Genomic DNA, 21043 nt, shown 5'->3' on the forward strand with positions numbered 1-21043 from the left:
TTCAGAACGGTTTCACGATGACGAGAATGACGATGCCGAGCATCAGCACGGCAGGCACTTCGTTGATGATCCGGAAATAGCGGGGAGACTTCTGGTTCTTGTCCTGGGCGAAGGCGCGGACATGCTTCACCAGTACGCCATGGATGCCCGAGAGGATCAGCACCAGCAGCAGCTTGGCATGCAGCCAGCCACCCTTGAAGCCGAAACCGTACCAGGCGAGGTAGAGGCCGAGAACCCAGGTCAGGATCATCGCCGGGTTGATGATGCCCTTCAGCAGCCGGCGCTCCATGATCTTGAAGGTCTCGGACTGGATCGAGCCGATCTGCGCCTCGGCATGGTAGACCATCAGCCGCGGCAGATAGAGCATCCCGGCCATCCAGGCGATGACCGCAACGACGTGGAAAGCCTTGATCCACTCATACATATCCTGACCCTCAGCCCCGCACGGCCTTCAGCAGCCGCTCGACATGGGCGATCGGCGTATCCGGGAGGATGCCATGCCCGAGATTGAAGACGAACGGTCCGCCACCGAAGGCTGAGAGGACCGCCTCGATTTCCTTCTCGAGCTCCGGACCACCGGCCCTCAGCACGAGCGGATCGAGATTGCCTTGCACCGGCAGTTTCGACTGGATTGCGTCGCGCGCAAAGTCCCGATCGATAGCGGATTCGAGCCCGACCGCATCGACGCCCGTTCCAGCAACATAGTCAGGGATCAACGGGCCGGCTCCGCGGGGGAATCCGATGATGCGGGCGTGCGGGTGAACAGCGCGCACGCCCTCCACGATCCGCCGGGTCGGCGCGATGCACCAGCGCCTGAAATCCTCCGGTCCCAAGGCGCCTGCCCAGCTGTCGAAGATCTGCACCGCATCGACGCCGGCGGCGATCTGCGCGTTGAGATAGCTCACCGAGGCAGCGACGATCCGATCGATGATCGCCTGGAACAGCTCGGGGTCCCCAGCGAAGAGAGCCTTGGCTGGTCCCTGATCGGGCGTGCCGCGGCCGGCCACCATATAGGTCGCCACGGTCCAGGGCGCACCGCAGAAGCCGATGAACCCCGTCTCGCGGGGCAAGGCACCACGCACCCGCCGCACCGTCTCCAGGATGGGATCCAGCTTGGTACGATCGGCGAGCTGATCGATCTCGGCGAGTCTTGCGACATCCGCTACGGGTTCGAGCCGCGGACCTTCACCCTCTGCGAACCAGAGCCTCTGCCCGAGTGCTTGTGGCACGACGAGGATATCGGAGAACAGGATCGCGGCATCGAAGCCGAAGCGCCGGATTGGCTGAAGCGTGACCTCGGCAGCGAGCTCGGGATTGTAGCAGAGCGCAAGGAAGCTGCCGGCCTTGGCCCGGAGCTCGCGATACTCCGGCAGATAGCGCCCGGCCTGACGCATCAGCCAGATCGGGGGGACAGGCAATTTCTCGCCAGCCAATGCCCGAAGAAAGAGCGGCTCTGCGCTGATCGTTCCAGGGGCTGGATGGCTCATCCCGTATCCTCTCTAAAAAGAGATTCTATGAAAGATTCTCTTTTTCTTTGACTCTTGGACGGGGGAGATAGCCCGGCCCAATCCTGTCCACAACCATTCCACAGGCGGTGGGACAGCGGGTCGCGGGTCGTCAGGTCGGGGCAGGGTACGTTAAGACTTTATTAATGAATTGAAATCCGCCGCCGGTTCCGCGTCGGGCAAAATGATTCACGTGAAACACTTCCTTAACCATGCACAGCGCGGCGGCTGTTGATGGCCGGGGCGAGTTATACAGGCCGGCCTCGCGAGCCCCGGCGAATTCGCCTTTATCCACATCGCTCCCCATGCCCTTGTATAACCCTCCCGGAGGCGGTGCGGCTCGATCATATCGAATGCCTGATTCCGGTCCGAGCCAAAGCGCGCTAGATGAAGACAAGAGCGCTTCAGGCCGGGGGACGTCGTGGTCCGCAACTATTTCCATCTGCATCTGGTTTCGGACGCGACCGGCGAAACGCTGATCGCGGTCAGCCGTGCCGCGGCGGCACAATATGAGAGCGTGTCGGCCATCGAGCATGTCTACCCGCTGGTGCGCTCGGAGGCGCAGCTTGCCCGCGTCCTGGCTGAAATCGAGTCCTCGCCCGGCGTCGTCCTCTACACCCTGGTCGAGCCGGAATGGCAGGAGAAGCTGGAGAACTTCTGTCGCGAACTCGGCTGTCCCTGCCTTTCGGTGTTGCAGCCGGTCCTGTCGCTGTTCCAGTCCTATCTCGGCCAGGCCTCCGCGACGAAACCGGGCGCGCAGCACGTTCTCAACACCGAGTACTTCCGCCGCATCGATGCGATGAACTACACCCTGCTCCATGACGACGGGCAGATGGGCGGCGATCTCGACAATGCCGACGTGATCCTGGTCGGCATCAGCCGGACGTCGAAGACGCCGACGAGCATCTATCTGGCCAATCGCGGCATCAAGACCGCCAATATTCCGCTCGTGCCGAATATCCCGCTGCCCACGGAACTGGAGAGCGCCAAGAAGCCGCTGATCGTCGGCCTGATCGCCAGCCCGGATCGCATCGTTCAGATTCGCCAGAACCGGCTTCTGTCCCTACGCGCCGACGACGAGACATCCTATGTAGATCCAGCGGCCGTTGCCGACGAAGTCTCGCAATCGCGCCGGCTCTGCGCCCGCAAGGGCTGGCCGGTCATTGATGTGACCCGCCGCTCGATCGAGGAAACAGCAGCATCGATCGTCGACCTGCTGCGCGACCACCGCATGAAGTTCATCGCGACATGATCATATCGGATCGCCTCTGGCTCGAAGCGGAGCCCTTGATCCTCGCCTCCGGGAGCACGACCCGCCGCGACATGCTGGCGGCGGCCGGCATCCCGGTCGAGGTGCTGAAGCCCGACATCGACGAGCGCGCGGTCGAGCATCCGCTCGTCGAGCAGGACGTTCCGGCGGACCAGATCGCAGCGGCGCTCGCCTGCGCCAAGGCGCTCGCCATATCGAACGCCCGGCCGGGTCGCCTCGTCCTCGCCGCCGACCAGACCCTGACCTGCGACGGGATCACCTTTCATAAGCCGGTCGATAGCTTCGCCGCCGCCGAGCAGATTGGAGAGCTCGCCGGCAAGACGCACGAACTCCACTCGGCCTTCGTCCTGGCCAGGGATGGCGCGCCGATCGCCGAAGGGCGCGAGACTGCGCGGATGACGATGCGCTCTCTCGATACGGACTTTATCGGGCTCTATGTTGACCTTGTCGGCCCCGCGGCCCTGTCCAGCGTCGGCGGCTATCAGCTCGAAGGGCTGGGCTCGCAGCTCTTCGATGCCGTCGAAGGCAATCACTTCACCATTCTGGGCCTGCCTTTGCTTGCCGTTCTCGCAGCCTTGCGCGATCTCGGCTGCCTCGCCCGCTGACCGGACTATCTTATGTCGCCTCGCTGTTTCGTCGTTGGACACCCCATCGCTCATTCGCGTTCGCCGATGATCCATGGCGAGTGGCTCAGCCGATACCGGATCGCCGGTTCCTATGAGCGCGTCGATGTCTCGCCGCCCGATCTGCCGGCCTTCATCCAGCGCCTGCGCGACGGTGAATTCGCAGGCGGTAATGTCACCGTGCCGCACAAGGAAGCGGTGATGGCGCTGGTCGACGCGGTCAGCGATGCGGGCCGGGCCGTGGGCGCCGTGAATACCCTCTGGCGCGACGAGGGCGGGAGGATACTGGCAGACAACAGCGACGTGCCGGGCTTCCTCGCCCATCTCGATGCCACGGTGTCCGGCTGGCAGGAGCGTGTCGGCACCGCGCTCGTCCTGGGCGCAGGCGGCGCGGCGCGCGGCATCTGCTACGGGCTGAAGTCGCGGGGCGTCGACCGCGTCCTCGTCGTCAATCGCAGCCGCGAGCGCGCGGAAGAGCTGGCCACAGCCTTGGGGCGGCCGCTCGAGACCGGTGAATGGGATCAACGCGGCCGGCTGGTCGGACAAGCCGATCTCATCGTGAACACGACGGCCTTGGGCATGCAGGGCAAGCCGCCGCTGGAGATCGATCTGTCCGGTCTGCGGCCCGGCACCATTGTCGATGACATCGTCTATGTGCCGCTCAAGACGGCACTGCTGGCGGAGGCCGAGCGCCGGGGCGGTATCCCGGTCGATGGGCTCGGCATGCTGCTGCATCAGGCTGTGCCGGGCTTCACCCGCTGGTTCGGCGTAACGCCTGAGGTGACGCCGGCCCTGCGCGCCCTGGTCGAAGCCGATATCCTGAAGACCTGATTCGGCGGAGAGAGCATGACCTTCGTGCTGGGCCTGACGGGCTCGATCGGAATGGGCAAGTCGACGACGGCCGGGCTGTTCGTGCAGCGCGGCGTGCCGTTGCATGATGCCGATGCCGCCGTGCATCGGCTGCATCGCGGCCGCGCTGCCGCACCGATCGAGGCGGCCTTTCCCGGCACCGTCATCGATGGCGTGGTCGACCGCGCGAAGCTCGGTGCCGCAGTCCTCGGAAAACCGGAAGCGCTCAAGCGGCTCGAGGCGATCATCCATCCGCTTGTGCGCGAGGAGGAGGAAGCTTTCATCGCGCGCTGTCGTCGCGAGGGGGCGGGGCTCGCGGTCATCGACGTGCCGCTACTACTCGAAACCGGCGGGGAGATGCGCTGCGATGCGGTTCTCGTCGTCACCGCGCCGGCCGAGGTTCAGCGCGAACGCGTCCTCGCGCGGCCCGGCATGAACGCCGAGAAGCTCAAGGCAATCCTTTCGCGACAGATGCCGGATGCCGAGAAGCGTCGCCGCGCCCATTTCCTTGTGGACACCTCCCGCGGCCTCGTGGCCGCGGAGCGGCAGGTCGGGTCTATCCTGATGGCGCTGGCTGGCCGTCCCGGGCGCGGCTTGGCGGCAGCGAGGTCCTGAAGCGATGCGCGAGATCGTTCTCGATACCGAAACCACCGGCGTCGAAGCCAACAACGGCGATCGCATCGTCGAGATCGGCTGCGTCGAGCTGGTCAATCATTGCCCGAGCGGCCGCACCTATCACGTCTACATCAACCCCGAGCGCTCGATGCCGGTCGAGGCGTTCAACGTCCACGGCCTCTCGGAAGATTTCCTCTCGGACAAGCCCGTCTTCGCTGCGGTCGCCCAGGAGTTCGCGGAGTTCATCGCCGGCGCGAAGCTGGTGATCCACAACGCGGCCTTCGACGTCGGCTTCATCAATATGGAGTTCAAGCGTCTCGGCTTGCCGCCGATCGAACAGGCATGGGTGGTCGATACCCTGTCGATGGCGCGCCGCAAGCATCCCGGCGCCTCCAACAGCCTCGACGCGCTCTGCTCCCGCTACGGTATCGACAACAGCCGCCGCACCAAGCACGGCGCCTTGCTCGACTCCGAGATCCTCGCCGAGGTCTATATCGAGCTGATCGGTGGCAAGCAGACCTCGCTCGGCCTCGGCGTCGAGGGAGTGGCGGGTCGCGGGGGACTCGCCATGGTCGCAGCCGAGAAGCCGCAGCGCCAACGCCCGCTCGCGCCACGCCTCGACGAAGCCGCCATCAAGGCGCATGAGGCCTTTATCCTGGGATCGTTGAAGGCCCCGCTCTGGAAGGGCTATCTCGGCATCACGGACGACGCGGCGCAGTAGACCGCATCGTCCATCCTTTCGCCCTTAGCCCCGGGCACTCTTCCGCGTCTTGCGGCGCGAGAGCATGTTGAGCGCTTCGATCAGGGCCGAGAAGGCCATCGCCGCGTAGATGTAGCCCTTCGACACATGCACGCCGAAGCCCTCTGCGATCAGCGTGCCGCCGATCATCAGCAGGAAGCCGAGCGCCAGCATCACGATGGTCGGGTTCTTGTCGATGAAGCGCGCCAGCGGGTCGGCGGCGAGCAGCATCGTCAGCACGGCGACGATCACGGCGATCACCATAACCGGCACATGCTCGGTCATGCCGACGGCAGTGATGATCGAATCGATCGAGAAGACGAGATCGAGCAGCAGGATCTGGAAGATCGCGCTGCCGAAGCTGAGCGTCACCGCCCGGGTGCCACCTTCCGCGAGAACGGATTCCGGATCGGGATCGACCTTGTGATGGATCTCCTTCGTCGCCTTCCAGACCAGGAAGAGGCCGCCGGCGATGAGGATCAGATCGCGCCAGGAGAAGGCCTGTCCGAAGACCGAGAAGATCGGCGCGGTCAGCGTGACGATGAAGGCGACGGTGCTGAGCAGCGCGAGGCGCAGGATCAGCGCCACACCGATGCCGATCCTGCGGCCCTTCGAGCGCTGATGCTCGGGCAGCTTGTTGGTCAGGATCGAGATGAAGATCAGGTTGTCGATGCCGAGCACGACCTCCATGGCGATCAATGCCCCGAGCGCGGCCCATATGGCGGGGTCGGCGGCAAGCGTCAGAAGGGTGTCCATCGAGTCTCCATCGGATACGGAAAAGGCGGGCGTCCCTGCCGGGGCGTCCGCCGTTGCTGACGCGAGATGGAGAGAGGTCGCGGGCTCCACAAGGGCAACAATTATCTGCAACAAACGAAAAAGGGCCCCTGAAGGGCCCTTTCCTGATTTCTGCAGTGGCCTGGGCGGCCGTCAGTTGGCGGCGGCGCCGGGCTGGCCCTGCAGCTCCTGCATGCGCTGCTGATAGAGCGAGGCGAAGTCGATCGGCGGGATGTAGAAGGGCGGGAAGCCGCCGTTCTGCACGGCTTCCGCGACGATCTGGCGCGCGAAGGGGAAGAGCAGACGGGCGCAGTCGATCACCAGCACGGGGTGGACGTGTTCCTGCGGGATGTTCTGCAGGCGGAACACGCCGGCGTAGCTCAGGTCGAAGGCGAAGAGCGTCTCGCCCTTCAGCTCGGCCTTGCCTTCCAGGCGCAGCACGGTTTCATAGTCGTCGTCGCCGAGCGCGGTGCTGCCGACATTGACCTGCAGCGACATCTGCGGGCCCTGCTGGGCCTCCTGCTGGGCGAGCGAGCGCGGCGCCTTCGGGTTCTCGAAGGAGAAATCCTTCGTGTACTGGATTAGCGCGTTGAGGCTCGGAGCGGCGTTCGCAGCATCCGTGCCATTTCCGTTGGGGAGTTCGTTGGCCATCGGTCCCATCTTGTTCTGGCAGGCTGTCTCGGGAAATCCCGCGCCATTGCCGGCGTTCGGGACTGCGCCCCATATTCCGGAGCGACGCGCGCGTCGGCTATCATGGACGCCGGATTGGCACAAGAAGTCGCCTTCACAAGGTGGGGGGTGGATGTTACGAGCCTGTCTTACCATATGACGGCTAGGGCCTGCCGCGGCTACGCGGAAAGGCTGCAAGCTATGACGGGAGCCGCGGGTCAGCCTTCGATGCAAAATTCCTTCGACATGACGACTTTGGTCTTCTTGGCTCTGGCCGTTTTCGTCGCCTGGAAGCTGCGCTCCGTGCTTGGCCAGAAGACCGGCAGCGAGCAGCCCAAGGACCCGTTCGCCCGTCGCGAGACCCCGCCGATGCGGCCGGACCAGGCGCAAGCTCCGGAGAAGCGCGACAACGTGATCAGGCTGCCGGGCGCGGCCAACGATCCCGGCGCCGCGGAGCAGCCGGAGGCCGAGCGCTGGAAGGATCTCGCTCCTGCGGATTCGCCGGTCAGCGCCGGCATCGAGGCGATCATCCGTCAGGAGCCGAGTTTCGACCCGCACGGCTTCGTCGCCGGCGCCAAGGCCGCCTATGAGGCGATCGTCACGGCTTTCGCGCGCGGCGACCGCAAGATGCTGAAAGGCCTTCTTGCCAAGGACGTCTATGAGGGCTTCGAGCAGGCGATCACCGAGCGCGAGAAGCGCGGCGAGAAGGCGGAATCGAATTTCGTCTCGATCGACAAGGCCGATCTCGCGGCCGTCGAGGTCAAGGGCAAGACCGCCCAGGTGACCATCGGCTTCATCTCGCAGCTGATCAGCGTCACCCGCGACGCGCAGGGCAATGTCGTTGATGGCAGCGCCGATCAGGTCTCCGAGGTCAACGACATCTGGACCTTCTCGCGCCAGCTCGGCAGCCGCGATCCGAACTGGATTCTGGTCGCCACCGAATCGGCTGCGTGAGCCGTGGCGCCGGGGTCGCGCTGGCGCTTTCGGCGGCGGTCGGGCTCGCGTCTGTGACCGCCATGGCTGCCCCCTTTCCGTTACCGGACGGCGCCCGGGCCGAGCAACGCGCCCCGCATGAGATCGATGGTTGGGCCCGGGATGATCACGCCCGGGCCTTCGCCATCTTTGCGCGCGGCTGCATGGCTGATCCGCCGCTGCGCCAGGCCGTGCCGCTGCCCGATATCCTCGCCGACGCCTGCGACAAGGCGAAGGCACTGGCCGCCAAAGGCGAGGTCGGTCGGAACGAGGCACGTGGCTTTTTCGAACGGAATTTCGACTTCTGGCGGATCCGGCCGGCGAATGCCGACACTGGTTTCACCACCGGCTATTTCGAGCCCGAGTTCGAAGGCGCGCTGTCACGCTCCGAAGCCTTCCCGACGCCGCTCTATGACCGGCCGAAGGATCTGGTGACGCGCTTCCCGGAGGATGACTGGCCGGGCGTGGACAAGACATTCTCCGCCGCGCGCCGCACCGCAAGTGGGCTCGAACCCTTTCCGGACCGTACGGCGATCGAGACCGGTGCGCTCGACGGGCAGGGTCTGGAGATTCTCTGGCTGCGTGATCCGGTCGATCGCTTCGTGCTGCAGGTACAGGGCTCTGGCCGCGTGCGCCTGCCCGATGGCTCGGTCACGCGGCTGACCTATTCTGGCCGCAACGGCCACCCATACACCTCGCTCGGCCGCGTGCTCAGCCAGCGCGAAGGCATCCCGCCCGAGCAGATGACGATGGACCGGCTCGTCGCCAGGCTGAAGGCCGATCCTGCTTTCGCCCGCGACCTCATCCGGCTGAACAAGTCCTTCGTCTTCTTCGCCCGCCGCGACGATCTTCCGGCGGAGAGCGGGCCGATCGGGGGCGCTGGTCTGCCGCTGACGCCGCTGCGCAGCATCGCCATCGATCGCACTGCCTGGCCCTATGGTCTGCCGGTCTGGATCGATACAACGATCCCCGGCGGGACCGGCGGCGATGAGCACCTCGCCCGGCTTATGATCGCGCAGGACACCGGCTCGGCCATCCTCGGCCCCGCCCGAATGGATCTCTTCGTCGGCTCGGGCCCGGCAGCCGGCCATCGCGCCGGACTGATCCGCCATCCCGTTTCCTTCACCGTGCTCTGGCCCCGCTAAGATGCGTTCGCGCCGGGGTAAGACGCTGACGGAGGTCGATATCGCGCTCTGGCGACAGGTGGCGCGCTCGGTCAAGCCGCTGCCTGGCCGGGCACCGATCGAGCCCGAGCCCGCTCCGCCGCCCGCAGCGCCTGCTTCAACCGAGACGTCCGTTCTTGTCGTCGCGGCCGTGGCTTCGGCCAGAACGGTTCCGCCGGCCGCGCCGCCGCTCGCGCCGATCGAGCGCCGGCTGCGCACGCAGCTGCGGCGTGGCCGGCAGGAGATCGAGGCCTCGATCGATTTGCACGGCATGCGCCAGGACGAGGCGCATCTGGCCCTGCACGGCTTTCTGCGTCGCGAACAGGCCCGCGGCACCCGCCTCGCCCTTGTCGTCACGGGAAAGGGCGGTCCGGCGCCCACCCTGTTCGGCGATGAACGGGGAGTGCTGCGGCGCATGGTGCCGCATTGGCTCAGGCTTTCGGAGCTGCGCCCGCTGGTGCTGGGCTTCGAAGAGGCTGAGCAACGCCACGGCGGTTCCGGTGCCCTCTACGTGCGCCTGAGGCGGCTCAGGGAGCACGGCCCGTGACGCCCTTCGGGCGGCGTGTGCGGGAGCTTCGGGACCGGCGCGGCCTCACGCTCGCCCAGATGGCCGAGGGGCTCGGCGTGACGCCGGCCTATCTTTCTGCGCTGGAGCACGGCAAGCGCGGGCGGCCGACCTTTACCCTGATCCAGGGCGCGATCCATCTGCTCGGCATCATCTGGGACGAGGCCGATGAACTCGTCCGCCTCGCCGATCTCTCGCATCCGCGAGTCACCGTCGACACGGCAGGCCTCGATCCCGAGGCGACGCTCTTCGCCAACCGTCTTGCCCGCGAGATCGCCGAACTCGACGGCGAGGATCTGCGTCGCCTGGCGGCGGTCCTCGACGAAGCCGCCACGCGCGGGGATAAGGGTTGAGCGAGGCGGCTTGACCCCGCCGCGTGCGGATGCGACACGCCGAAACCTTCCTTTCCGGCACTTCGGCCGCGCAATTCCGGACAAGACAGCTCATGACCAAGACCCGCACGGACGTCCTCGCCCTCGGCAACGCCATCGTCGATGTCCTGGCTTCGGCCGAGGAGGATTTCCTCGCCGCGCAGAAGCTGACCAAGGGCGCGATGATGCTGATCGACGAGAACCGTGCGGAATCGCTCTATGCGGCGATGGGTCCGGCGCGCATCATCTCCGGCGGCTCGGCTGCAAACACCATCGCCGGCCTCGCTTCCTTCGGCGGCAAGGGCGCCTTCATCGGCAAGGTCAAGGCCGACGAGCTCGGCAAGCTCTACCGCCATGACCTGACCTCGCTCGGCGTCGCCTTCGATACGGCTGCGGCTGCTGACGGCCCGGCTACCGCGCGCTCCTTCATCATCGTCACCCCCGATGGCGAGCGCACGATGAACACCTATCTCGGTGCCTGCCAGGGTCTCTCCGTCGCCGATGTCGACGAGAAGGCCGTCGAGAACGCCGACATCATCTACCTCGAAGGCTATCTCTGGGACCCGCCGGCGGCGAAGGAGGCCTTCCGCAAGGCTTCCGAGGTCGCGCACAGGGCAGGCGGCCGCGTCGCCATCACCCTGTCCGATTCCTTCTGCGTCGACCGCTATCGCGACGAATTCATCGGCCTGATCCGCAACCGCATGGTCGATCTCGTCTTTGCCAATGAGCACGAGCTCAAGAGCCTCTACGAGACCGGGGATTTCGACACGGCCCTGTCCTGGCTGCGCTCTGAGAACATCCTCGCGGTCGTGACCCGCTCCGAGAAGGGCGCGCTGGCCCTGACGCCGGAGGGAATCATCGAGGAGCCGGTTTTCCCCGTTGATCGCGTTGTCGATGCGACCGGCGCCGGCGATCTCTTTGCCGCCGGTTTCCTGTTCGGCCTGACCTCGGGCCGCGAGACCCGCGACTGCCTGCGCCTTGGCGCTCTGGCGGCGGCCGAGATCATTTCCCATATCGGTGCCCGGCCGGATGTCGGCCTGAAGACGCTGGCGGGGAACGAAGGGCTGTTGTGAGCTTTTCCTTCTCCCCTCCGGGCAGAAGGTGTCTGCGGACCAGACGGATGAGGGAAGGGTCGCGAATGCGGCCCTTTCCTGTTTTCGGCTGAGGCTCTGCCCTCAGCCCTGCGACTTCGCCCTGCCGCCTTCTCCCCGGAGGGGAAAAGAAAAGCTGCGGCCCCTCAATACAGCGTTGCCTTGACCCGCGCCGGCAGCGCCGCGTCGTAAGCCCCGCCGTCGAAGGTCTCGACGGCGGCGTTGCGCGCGGTGATGTCGCGCAGGATCGTGCCGGGCGAGGGCAGAGTCCGCTTGTCGACCTGCCGCTCCGGGTTCCAGAGCTCTGCCCGCACCACCGCGCGCGAGCACTGGAAGTAGACGGACTCGACATGGACGATCATCACGCTCGCCGGTAGCTTCCCGGCCATCTCGAACCCGGCGCACAACTCAGGATCGCAGGATAGCTCGGCGCGTCCGTTCACGCGCAGTGTCTCGCCGTAACCGGGGATCAGGAAGAGCATTCCGATTCGATCGTCGAACAGGATATTCTTCAACGAATCCAGCCGGTTATTGCCTTTTCTGTCGGGAATGAGGAGTGTTTTGGCGTCCCTGACCGTGACAAAGCCCGGCAGATCCCCGCGCGGTGAACAATCCAGCCCTTCCGGACCGACCGTCGCGAGCACGAAAAACGGCGAGGCGGCGATCAGCGCTGCATAATTGTCGTCGACATGATCGATCTCCTTGAAGACCGAGGCCGGCGCGAGCGGATTGGGATAGGCGCGAGCGAGATCGTCGAGCGAGGCGATGCGGTGGTCGGACATGCCGGTCTCCATGGATCGGCGTATGTCTAGACTATTGACGGCGGCGCGTCACCTCCTCGGAGACAGGCCGTCATTCTCGGGCGCCGCGTAGCGGCGACCCGAGAATCTCAGGACGAGGCAGCGCGGGAGCATCCCTCGGCCTGAGATGCTCGGGTCAAGCCCGAGCATGACGGCAGTTCTCTCCGGGCCAAAGCAAAACGCCCCGCATCGGAAGATGCGGGGCGTCTCGTTTCACGTGAATCGCGTGATGCGTCGGCTTACTCGGCCTGCTGCTTCTCGCGAGCCTTCTCGGCGTCGCGCTCGGCCTTGAGCTTCTCGGTGATGTCCTCGCCGGTTTCCTGGTCGACGACCTTCATCGAGAGGCGGATCTTGCCGCGCTCGTCCATGCCGAGGAACTTCACCTTGACCTTGTCGCCTTCCTTGACGACGTCCTGCACCTTCTGGACGCGGCGCGGGGCGAGTTCGGAGATGTGGACGAGGCCGTCCTTGGCGCCGAAGAAGTTCACGAAGGCGCCGAACTCCATGATCTTCACGACCGTGCCGTCATAGATCATGCCGACTTCGGCTTCCGAGACGATCGACTTGATCCACTTGATCGCGGCTTCGATCGACTTGCCGTCGGCCGAGGCGATCTTGATGGTGCCGTCATCCTCGATGTTCACCTTGGCGCCGGTCTTCTCGACGATCTCGCGGATGACCTTGCCGCCGGAGCCGATGACTTCACGGATCTTGTCGACCGGGATCTTCATCGTCTCGATGCGCGGCGCGAACTCGCCGAGCTGGCTGCGCGAGGCCGAGAGGGCCTTGCTCATCTCGCCGAGGATGTGCTCGCGTCCGCCCTTGGCCTGCTCGAGGGCGACCTTCATGATCTCCTCGGTGATGCCGGCGATCTTGATGTCCATCTGCAGCGAGGTGATGCCCTCGCCCGTGCCGGCGACCTTGAAGTCCATGTCGCCGAGATGATCCTCGTCACCGAGGATGTCGGAGAGCACGGCGAAGCGCTTGCCTTCCAGGATGAGGCCCATCGCGATGCCCGCGACCGGTGCCTTCAGCGGCACGCCGGCATCCATCAGCGCCAGCGAGGTGCCGCAGACGGTGGCCATCGAGGAGGAGCCGTTCGACTCGGTGATCTCCGAGACGACGCGCAGCGTGTAGGGGAACTCGCCCTTGCCCGGCAGCATCGGGTGGATGGCGCGCCAGGCGAGCTTGCCATGGCCGATCTCGCGGCGGCCGGGCGAACCCATGCGGCCGGTCTCTCCGACGGAGTAGGGAGGGAAGTTGTAGTGCAGCAGGAAGGTCTCCTTGTAGGTGCCTTCCAGCGAGTCGATGAACTGCTCGTCGTCGCCGGTGCCGAGCGTGGTCACGACCAGCGCCTGCGTCTCGCCGCGTGTGAACAGCGCCGAGCCGTGGGTGCGCGGCAGGACGCCGGCTTCCGCCACGATCGGACGCACGGTCTTGCCGTCGCGGCCGTCGATGCGGATGCCGTCATCGAGGATGTTCCAGCGCACGATCTTGGCCTGGGCTTCCTTGAACTGCGCGCCGACCTTGTCCTTCGGGAAGGTGGCGACGCCGTCCGGCGTATCGGAGACCAGCGCAGCGACGACCTTGGCCTTGACGGCGTCGACCGCCTTGTAGCGTTCGGCCTTGGCGGTGATCTTGTAGGCGGCGCGCAGCTCGGCTTCGCCGACCTTCATGATCGCGTCGAGAATGGCGGAATCATCCGGCGGGCTGAAGTCGCGCGGCTCCTTGGCGGCCTTCTCGGCCAGGCGGATGATGGCATCGATCACCGGCTGGAAGTGCTTGTGGCCGAACATCACGGCGCCAAGCATGACCTCCTCGGTCAGCTCCTTAGCCTCGGACTCGACCATCATCACGGCGTCCTGTGTGCCGGCGACGACGAGGTCGAGAGCCGATTCCTTCATCTCTTCGATGGTCGGGTTCAGCTTGTAGGCGCCGTCGATATAGCCGACGCGGGCGCCGCCGATCGGGCCCATGAAGGGCACGCCGGAAAGGGTGAGCGCTGCCGAGGTGGCGACCATCGCGAGGATGTCGGGATCGTTCTCCAGGTCATGCTGCAGAACGGTGACGACGACCTGCGTGTCGTTCTTGTAGCCCTGGACGAAGAGCGGGCGGATCGGCCGGTCGATCAGGCGGGAGACCAGCGTCTCCTTCTCGCTCGGGCGCCCTTCGCGCTTGAAGTAGCCGCCGGGGATGCGGCCGGCCGCGAAGGTCTTTTCCTGATAGTTGACGGTCAGCGGGAAGAAGTCGAAGCCGGGCTTCGGCTCCTTGGCCGAGACGACGGTCGCGAGCACGACGGTCTCGCCATAGGTGGCCATCACGGCGCCGTCGGCCTGGCGGGCGACCTTGCCGGTTTCGAGGACGAGCTTGCGGCCGCCCCAGATCAGTTCTTCGGTTTGGATGTCGAACATGTGTTTCGTCTTTCGGTCGGGTTCGACCCGTCCGGTGCCTTCAGGCCCATGGGCAAGACGGCGGAACACTCGGGTGGGAAAGGCTGTGCGCCCGAGCGCTCGGCGATCCTGCCATGGACGTCTGCGGCGCCCGGCGGGTCACGCGGGAGGGCCGCCCCATGCGGCCGCCGCGGCAGGCAGGCGTGCCGCCCATGGCGGCTTCACCTGAAAAGGAGCCGCCCGGAGCATGGCGCACCGGGCGGAAACGGTTTTCAGCCTTCGATCAGCGGCGGATGCCGAGCCGCTCGATCAGCGTCTTGTAGCGGGCTTCTTCCTTGCCCTTGAGGTAGTCGAGCAGCGAACGGCGCTGCGAGACCAGCTTGAGCAGGCCGCGGCGGGAGTGGTTGTCCTTCGCGTGCGACTTGAAGTGGCCGGTCAGATTGTTGATGCGCTCGGTCAGGATCGCGACCTGCACTTCCGGCGAGCCGGTGTCGTTCGGCTTGGTGGCGTATTCCTGAAGCAGGGCGGTCTTGCGCTCGGCAGTGATCGACATCGGGATATCCTCTGTTCGGGTTGATCTGGCGGGCCAGGCCGGGATGTCGTCCAGCGAGGTCCGAAATCCGCGAGCCGCCTCATCGCGGAGGGGTCGCGCAGCCGGCTTTTTCGGGCCGGATGCGGGGCATATACACGAAATCGACGGAAACGCCAGCGCCGTGCGGAACAGGAGCGCCGGACGCCGGTTTGACTCGCTATCGTCATTCCAGACCGCGGGGTCGTGTCATGCGCGTTTGCATCAGGCATCATGGCGCGGGGATCAGGCCGATCGCGGGGGAGGTCGTCTGATGGCGCCGCGTCCTGCATGGAAGGGCTATCTCAAGCTCTCACTCGTCTCCTGCGCGGTCGAGCTCACCGGCGCCACCAGCCAGAGCGAGAAGGTCTCCTTCCGCATCATCAACCGCAAGACCGGCAACACGGTGCGGCGGCAATATATCGACAGCGTCACCGGCAAGCCGGTCGCTAACGACGACGAGGTCAAGGGCTACGAGGTCGGGGACGACGAGTATCTGCTGATCGAGGAGGACGAGATCGACGCGGTCCAGATCGAATCCTCGCATACGCTGTCGATCGAGAGTTTCGTCGATCGCGCCGGCATTCCGCAGATCTATTTCGATACACCCTACTACGTCACGCCGGCCGACGAGGTCTCGGAGGAGGCCTTTGCCGTGATTCGCGAGGCGATGGCGAAGCAGAAGAAGGCAGGCATCGCCCGCATCGTGCTCTATCGCCGCGAGCGGCCGGTGATGATCGAACCCTTCGACAAGGGCCTGCTGTTGACGACGCTGCGCTACGACAAGACGGTCCGGAAGCCCGCCGAGATCTTCGAGGGGCTGGGCAAGCAGAAGAGCGACCCCGAGCTGATCGACCTCGCCACCCATATCATCGAGAAGAAGGAGGCGGCCTTCGACCCCTCCGGCTTCGAGGATCGCTACGAGGACGCGCTGCTCGAACTGATCGAGGCCAAGCGCAAGGGCCGCAAGCCACCGGTCGTGCGGGCGGCTGAACGACCCGCCAATGTCGTCAACCTCTTCGATGCGCTGAAGAAGAGCCTTGCGGGCGAAGGCGGGAGCAAAGGCGCGCCGGCATCAGGTTCCAAATCCGCGAAGGCGGCCAAGCCTGCGGTCAAGGGCTCCGCGGGCAAGACGCGCAAGAGAGCCTGAGCACCATGATGGGCGAGGGCGCGAGACATCTGATTGGGACTTCAACGAGCCGTCGTCTTTCGCGATGCCATTCCGCCGGAACGGCATCTCGAAAGATATTTCAGGAAGCTCGCGAAGCATCTGGAGCGTCCGTCGAGATGCAGCCTGCGGCAGCTCCGCCGGACGAGGGCTGCGCAGTTCAGGCGGACTCCGAGGAGGACTGATGTCCACGCTCGATCTCTATCGTTCCAAGCGCGACTTCTCTCGCACCCGGGAGCCGAAAGGCGCTGCGAAGACGGGCAAGAAATCTGCCGCGCAGGGCGGCGCCTTCGTCGTCCAGAAGCACGCAGCCCGGCGCCTGCACTATGATTTCAGGCTCGAGCATGGCGGCGCGCTCTGGTCCTGGGCGGTGACGCGCGGCCCGAGCCTCGACCCGGCCGAGAAGCGTCTGGCTGTTCACGTCGAGGATCACCCGCTCGAATATGGCGGCTTCGAGGGCACGATTCCGGCCGGCCAGTACGGGGGCGGCTCGGTTATCGTCTGGGACGAGGGCCAATGGATTCCGGAGGGGGATCCGGCGGCCGGCATGAAGAAGGGCCACCTCGCCTTCGCGCTGGAGGGCCACAAGCTGCGGGGGCGCTGGCATCTCGTGCGGCTGAAGCCCCGGCGTGGCGAGAAGCGCGACAATTGGCTGCTGATCAAGTCGGAGGACGAATTCGCCCGCACCGACGCGGATATCCTCGAGACCGAGCCGAATTCGGTGAAATCGGGCCTCTCGGTCGAGCAGATCGGCGCCGACGCCGACAGAGGCGCCGTCTGGGACACGACCAAGCCTGCAAAGCAGGCGGCCGCTGCGGCGAAGCCCGTCCGAAAGGCAAGGCGGCGGAGAGACGAAGAGGATCTCCCGCCCTTCGTCGAGCCCTGCCTCGCGACCTTGCAGGAGAAGCCGCCGACCGGCGAAAGCTGGCTGCACGAGGTCAAGTTCGACGGCTACCGGCTGGAAGCCCGCATCGACCACGGCGACGTCAAGCTGCTCACGCGCTCGGGCCTCGACTGGACGGCCCGCTTCGGCAGGAGCCTTGTCGCGGCGCTGGCCGGCCTGCCCTGCGAGACCGCGCTGATCGACGGCGAGGTCGTTGCGCTCGGCTCCAACGGCATCTCGTCCTTCTCTGCCCTGCAGCAGGCGCTCTCGGAAGGAAAGACCGGCGGCCTCGCTTACTTCGCCTTCGATCTCATCCATCTGGATGGCGAGGATCTGCGCGACGAGCCGCTGCTCGCGCGCAAGGAAAGGCTACAGCACCTCCTGGAGGGCAGCCCGGCCGATGGGCCGCTGCGCTACAGCGAGCATTTCGTCGAGCCCGGCCAGACCATGCTGAACCATGCCTGCCGCATGGGGCTCGAAGGCGTGATCTCGAAACGGGCGGATGCGCCCTATCGCAGCGGGCGCGGCCGCGACTGGATCAAGTCGAAATGCACGCAGCGCCAGGAATTCGTGATCGCCGGTTATGCCCCGTCGCAGGCCTCCCCGCGCAATCTCGGTTCGATCGTCGCAGGCTATTATGAGGATGGCGAGCTGAAGCCCGCGGGTCGCGTCGGCACCGGCTTCACCGCGAAGTCGGCCGCCGCGCTGAAGGCCAGGCTCGATGCGATCGCGACCGACAGCTCGCCTTTCAAGGGCGCCGCGGGCCGCGAGCGCGGCGTCGTCTGGGTGAAGCCCGAGTTGGTTGCAGAGGTCGAGTTCCGCGCCTGGACGGCTTCGAAGACCTTGCGCCACGCCTCGTTCCTGGGGCTGCGCGAGGACAAGCCGGCCGGGGAGATCGTCGCCGAGATGCCGGCCGAACCGGTCCCGGAGAAGACGAGAGGCAGCAAGGCCGCACCAGCTTCTTCCAAAAAGGCGGCGCCGGTGCAGACCGTCGTGAAACTGTCGAGCCCGGACAAGCCGCTCTGGCCGGATATCGGCTTCACCAAGCAGGATTTGCTCGCCTATTACGCGAAAATCTGGCCGCTGATGCAGCGCTTCGTCGTGGGCCGTCCGCTCAGCCTCGTGCGCGCGCCGAACGGCATCGAAGGCTCCCGTTTCTTCCAGAAACACGCAGGCCCGGGCCTGCACGAGGCCGTCAAACGCCGCCAGGATTCCGACGGGGAGGAGCTGATCTACATCGAGGATTTCGATGGGCTCGCCGCTCTCGTCCAGCTCGGCACGGTCGAGATCCATGTCTGGGGTGCGACCATGGACGCTATCGAGACCCCGGACCAGATCATCTTCGATCTCGATCCCGACACGGGCGTGCCGATCGAGCGCGTGCGGGAGGCGGCGCTGACGATCCGCCGCCATCTCGACGAACTCGGCTTCGAAAGCTTGCTGAAGGTCTCCGGCGGCAAGGGTTTTCATGTCGTGTTGCCGTTGAAGCCGAAAGCGGATTGGGAACGCGTCAGGGGTTTCGCCCGCGATTTCGCAAAGGCGATGGAGCAGGCCGAGCCGAAGCTCTACACCGCGACTCTGTCGAAGAAGGCGCGGCGTGGCCGCATCTTCATCGACTATCTCCGCAATGGCCGCGGTGCGACCGCGATCGCCCCCTATTCGACCCGCGCCCGGCCGGGCGCGACACTGGCGATGCCGGTGGCGTGGGGTGACATTTCCCGCCTGGAGCCTGATGCCTTCAAGGCCCGCGACATCCTCGATGGCGCGTTGCCGCCCGATCTCTGGAGCGGCTTCTTCACGGCGGGCAAGTCGCTTACCGGGGGGTGAGCGGGACCGGAATGCGAACGCTTGCCGACGGCGGCAAGCCGCGGTCATAGCGTCGCTGCGCTTCCTCGACCTCGCCGATATGGGCTTCCGCCCAGAGGGTGAGCTGATGCACCGTCTGCGACAGCGTGCGTCCGAGCTCGGTCAACGAATACTCGACGGTGACCGGCACGGTCGGAAAGACCTCGCGCCGGACCAACCCGTCGCGTTCGAGGCTCTTCAGCGTCTGCGACAGCATCTTCTGCGAGATGTTCTCGATCCGGCGCCTGAGTTCGTTGAAGCGCAGCGTGCCGTCGTCGAGCGCGATCAGGATCAGCACGGCCCAGGTGTCGCCGATGCGGTCGAGCACGCGCCGCGTCGGGCAAAGCGCCTGGAAAGGGTCGGGACGTCTGAGCATGGCGGTTTCCGAGAGGTGACCATGTCGCGCGAAAGTGCCTACTTTACGGGGCAGCGCGGCATGACCAGATAGGTTCCATTGGAGTGCAGGTATCTACCAGATACCATAACAAGGAGCCTCTGTCATGAAAGTCGCACTGATCGGCGCCAGCGGATTTATCGGCTCGCGCCTGCTCGCTGAGCTGTCGTCGCGCGGCCACGCCGTCACCGCCATTGTCCGCAATCCGGAGAAGGTCGCGGCCTCGCCCGGCGTCACTGCCGTCAAGGGGGATATCTTCGACAAGGACGGGCTGGCGAAGCTCCTTGCCGGCCATGACGCGGTGATCAGCGCCGTCCATTTCACCGCCAGCGATCCGGAGCTCCTGCTCGCGGCCGTGAAGCAATCGGGCGTGAAGCGTTATCTCGTCGTCGGCGGGGCCGGCAGCCTCGAAGTGGCGCCGGGCGTCAAACTCTTCGATACGCCGGAATTTCCGGCCGCCTATCTCGACGAGGCGAAGAAAGGTGGCGTCTTCCTCGATCTGCTGAAGCTGGAGCAGGGCCTGGACTGGACCTTCCTCTCGCCTTCGGCGCTGATCCAGCCGGGTGAGCGCACCGGCAAGTTCCGGCTCGGCACCGACCTGCTCCTGGTCGACGGCAAGGGCAACAGCGCGATCTCGGCGGAGGACTACGCCATCGCACTCGTCGATGAACTGGAAAAGCCCGCTCATAGCCGCCGCCGCTTCACGGTCGGCTACTAACCGGCGCTGCGAACGACTCCGAAAAAGAAAGGGCCGTGCCTTCTCGCGAAGGCACGGCCCTTTTGTAGCTTGTTTGGCGTCGCGTTACGCTTTGCGGAAGTGCTTCTCGCCGATGCTGAGCGTACCGCGCTTGAGCTTGCCCAGCGCGACCCATCCGGTCTCGCCCTCGAAATAGAGCTTCGAGCGATCGACCGCATAGCGGCCGCGATGCTGGGCGCCGGCAGCCGGTTTGGCCTTGTGGAACTGCCCGTCCGGCCGCAGATCGATCAGAATCGACCCGTCCTCGGTTTTCCACGTCCCGATGGCGGCCTGCTCGAAGGGGGTTGGGCCGCCCCTGTCCTCGAGATCGATCTCGAGCAGGCGGGTGGGGCGGCTGGCTTGCGTAAAGCCGGAGGCGAGCTGGCCGAGAGTCTGAAGAACCTGGCTGAATGGCATGGTTTTCGTCTCCCTGTTCTAGTGACGGCTGAAACCGCTTGTCGCAGACATCCCCGTCGGGACCTGTCAGCAAGCGGCGAAGCATCTGCCGATTCCGAGGAAGGCGGCACGACGGTCGTCACGAATCTGTTTGCGATGTCGGCGTCTTGAAGGGGCATGAAGTCCCGGCGCCTGTCGCAGAGATAGGTCGATACCCGCTCGGCGCAAGGTGCCGCCGCCCAGAAAATTCAAGATCGACGAAAAACGGCGCCCTTTCGGGGCGCCGCGTCGTGTCGTGTCGGGCGGGCCTTCCCGCCTCAGAACTCTTCCCAGCCTGCATCCTGGGCGCGGCCATTGGCGACCTTGCGCGGGGCGGGGGTGGCCTTGGACTGGGCGAAGGCGGCCTCGGCGAGCTTGCGCAGCCGCTCCGGCTCGGCCGCCGGAGCCCTGGCGGATACGGCGGGGGCGGCTGCCGTGACGGCCACAGGGCGCGCCGCGGCGCGAGGCGCGGCTTTCGCCGGGCGCGCTGCCGGGACAGGCTGCGGATAGCCTGACTGCCCCACCGCCTCGCGGCTGGTGCGGAAGGTCGCGACCAGCTCGTTGAGCTGGCCGATCCGGCCGGAAAGCGCATTGGCGGAGGCGGCGCTCTGTTCGGCC

At 65.8% G+C, this 21043-nt stretch carries 23 protein-coding genes; 13 read left to right on the forward strand and 10 right to left on the reverse strand.

Features of this window, described 5'->3' with window-relative positions; all coding sequences use genetic code 11:
- Nucleotide 1: 1 nt before the first annotated feature.
- Both hemJ and hemE read right to left on the reverse strand, forming a co-directional pair.
- Nucleotides 2-424, reverse strand: coding sequence for a protoporphyrinogen oxidase HemJ (hemJ, locus tag AC1DNE_RS30075; RefSeq protein WP_441473837.1), 423 nt, complete (start codon nt 422-424; stop codon nt 2-4).
- Between the two features lie 10 nt (nt 425-434).
- Nucleotides 435-1487 (reverse strand): uroporphyrinogen decarboxylase, encoded by a 1053-nt coding sequence (gene hemE, locus AC1DNE_RS30080; protein WP_441473838.1) that lies wholly within the window; start codon nt 1485-1487, stop codon nt 435-437.
- A gap of 439 nt (nt 1488-1926) precedes the next feature.
- On the opposite strand from hemE, the gene AC1DNE_RS30085 reads away from it, so the two are divergent.
- From AC1DNE_RS30085 to dnaQ, 5 genes are read left to right on the forward strand one after another with little or no spacing between them, the layout of a single operon-like run.
- Nucleotides 1927-2757 carry a pyruvate, water dikinase regulatory protein gene (locus AC1DNE_RS30085; RefSeq protein WP_441473839.1) on the forward strand — a complete coding sequence of 277 codons (831 nt, stop codon included), beginning with the start codon at nt 1927-1929 and terminating at the stop codon, nt 2755-2757.
- A complete protein-coding gene (locus tag AC1DNE_RS30090; RefSeq protein WP_441473840.1) occupies nt 2754-3380 on the forward strand; it encodes a Maf family protein in 627 nt (208 codons plus the stop codon). The genes AC1DNE_RS30085 and AC1DNE_RS30090 overlap by 4 nt, the downstream gene beginning before the upstream one ends.
- 12 nt (nt 3381-3392) lie before the next feature.
- Nucleotides 3393-4229, forward strand: coding sequence for a shikimate dehydrogenase (locus AC1DNE_RS30095; protein ID WP_441473841.1), 837 nt, complete (start codon nt 3393-3395; stop codon nt 4227-4229).
- 15 nt (nt 4230-4244) lie between these two features.
- Entirely contained in the window at nt 4245-4862 is a 618-nt protein-coding gene (gene coaE, locus AC1DNE_RS30100) for a dephospho-CoA kinase (RefSeq protein ID WP_441473842.1), read from the forward strand.
- Nucleotides 4863-4866: 4 nt separating this feature from the next.
- Entirely contained in the window at nt 4867-5583 is a 717-nt protein-coding gene (gene dnaQ, locus AC1DNE_RS30105; protein WP_441473843.1) for a DNA polymerase III subunit epsilon, read from the forward strand.
- Between the two features lie 24 nt (nt 5584-5607).
- Here the strand turns inward: dnaQ and AC1DNE_RS30110 are convergent, their stop codons facing one another.
- Both AC1DNE_RS30110 and secB read right to left on the reverse strand, forming a co-directional pair.
- Nucleotides 5608-6357, reverse strand: coding sequence for a TerC family protein (locus AC1DNE_RS30110; protein ID WP_441473844.1), 750 nt, complete (start codon nt 6355-6357; stop codon nt 5608-5610).
- Nucleotides 6358-6528: 171 nt separating this feature from the next.
- Entirely contained in the window at nt 6529-7026 is a 498-nt protein-coding gene (gene secB, locus AC1DNE_RS30115; protein WP_441473845.1) for a protein-export chaperone SecB, read from the reverse strand.
- A 246-nt stretch (nt 7027-7272) separates the two neighbouring features.
- Between secB and AC1DNE_RS30120 the strand changes: the two genes are divergently transcribed.
- The 5 genes from AC1DNE_RS30120 (at nt 7273) to AC1DNE_RS30140 (ending at nt 11188) form a co-directional block, all read left to right on the forward strand.
- Nucleotides 7273-7998, forward strand: coding sequence for a Tim44/TimA family putative adaptor protein (locus tag AC1DNE_RS30120; RefSeq protein ID WP_441473846.1), 726 nt, complete (start codon nt 7273-7275; stop codon nt 7996-7998).
- A complete protein-coding gene (gene mltA / locus AC1DNE_RS30125; protein WP_441473847.1) occupies nt 7995-9161 on the forward strand; it encodes a murein transglycosylase A in 1167 nt (388 codons plus the stop codon). The genes AC1DNE_RS30120 and mltA overlap by 4 nt, the downstream gene beginning before the upstream one ends.
- Nucleotide 9162: 1 nt before the next feature.
- Nucleotides 9163-9726, forward strand: a complete 564-nt coding sequence (locus AC1DNE_RS30130; RefSeq protein WP_441473848.1) for a Smr/MutS family protein — start codon at nt 9163-9165, stop codon at nt 9724-9726.
- Entirely contained in the window at nt 9723-10097 is a 375-nt protein-coding gene (locus AC1DNE_RS30135; protein WP_441473849.1) for a helix-turn-helix domain-containing protein, read from the forward strand. Before AC1DNE_RS30130 ends, AC1DNE_RS30135 begins: the two co-directional genes overlap by 4 nt.
- A gap of 92 nt (nt 10098-10189) precedes the next feature.
- Complete coding sequence (locus tag AC1DNE_RS30140; RefSeq protein WP_441473850.1) at nt 10190-11188, forward strand: adenosine kinase; 999 nt, start codon at nt 10190-10192, stop codon at nt 11186-11188.
- Between the two features lie 164 nt (nt 11189-11352).
- Here AC1DNE_RS30140 and AC1DNE_RS30145 read toward each other — a convergent pair whose 3' ends face one another.
- The 3 genes from AC1DNE_RS30145 to rpsO form a co-directional block, all read right to left on the reverse strand.
- A complete protein-coding gene (locus tag AC1DNE_RS30145) occupies nt 11353-11988 on the reverse strand; it encodes a pyridoxamine 5'-phosphate oxidase family protein (RefSeq protein ID WP_441473851.1) in 636 nt (211 codons plus the stop codon).
- Between the two features lie 257 nt (nt 11989-12245).
- Nucleotides 12246-14417 carry a polyribonucleotide nucleotidyltransferase gene (gene pnp, locus AC1DNE_RS30150; RefSeq protein ID WP_441473852.1) on the reverse strand — a complete coding sequence of 724 codons (2172 nt, stop codon included), beginning with the start codon at nt 14415-14417 and terminating at the stop codon, nt 12246-12248.
- A gap of 262 nt (nt 14418-14679) precedes the next feature.
- Entirely contained in the window at nt 14680-14949 is a 270-nt protein-coding gene (rpsO, locus tag AC1DNE_RS30155) for a 30S ribosomal protein S15 (protein WP_149131827.1), read from the reverse strand.
- Between the two features lie 289 nt (nt 14950-15238).
- Here rpsO and ku point away from each other — a divergent pair, with 289 nt between their 5' ends.
- Together ku and ligD are read left to right on the forward strand one after the other, a co-directional pair.
- Nucleotides 15239-16114, forward strand: a complete 876-nt coding sequence (gene ku / locus AC1DNE_RS30160; protein WP_441473853.1) for a non-homologous end joining protein Ku — start codon at nt 15239-15241, stop codon at nt 16112-16114.
- A gap of 202 nt (nt 16115-16316) precedes the next feature.
- The gene (gene ligD, locus AC1DNE_RS30165; protein WP_476767194.1) at nt 16317-18842 is read left to right on the forward strand and encodes a DNA ligase D; all 2526 of its coding nucleotides are present in this window, start codon (nt 16317-16319) and stop codon (nt 18840-18842) included.
- Here the strand turns inward: ligD and AC1DNE_RS30170 are convergent.
- The gene (locus AC1DNE_RS30170; protein ID WP_441473855.1) at nt 18829-19236 is read right to left on the reverse strand and encodes a winged helix-turn-helix transcriptional regulator; all 408 of its coding nucleotides are present in this window, start codon (nt 19234-19236) and stop codon (nt 18829-18831) included. The two genes, ligD and AC1DNE_RS30170, sit on opposite strands and share 14 nt — an antisense overlap.
- Nucleotides 19237-19360: 124 nt before the next feature.
- On the opposite strand from AC1DNE_RS30170, the gene AC1DNE_RS30175 reads away from it, so the two are divergent.
- Nucleotides 19361-19972: an NAD(P)-dependent oxidoreductase gene (locus AC1DNE_RS30175; RefSeq protein WP_441473856.1), complete on the forward strand. Its 612-nt coding sequence runs from the start codon at nt 19361-19363 to the stop codon at nt 19970-19972.
- A gap of 84 nt (nt 19973-20056) precedes the next feature.
- Here AC1DNE_RS30175 and AC1DNE_RS30180 read toward each other — a convergent pair whose 3' ends face one another.
- Both AC1DNE_RS30180 and AC1DNE_RS30185 read right to left on the reverse strand, forming a co-directional pair.
- Entirely contained in the window at nt 20057-20407 is a 351-nt protein-coding gene (locus AC1DNE_RS30180) for an Atu4866 domain-containing protein (protein ID WP_441473857.1), read from the reverse strand.
- A gap of 296 nt (nt 20408-20703) precedes the next feature.
- Nucleotides 20704-21043, reverse strand: a 340-nt coding sequence (locus AC1DNE_RS30185) for a hypothetical protein (protein ID WP_476841362.1), incomplete at its 5' end; no start/stop codon positions are given.

The organism is Allobosea sp. 05L423 (assembly GCF_056397745.1).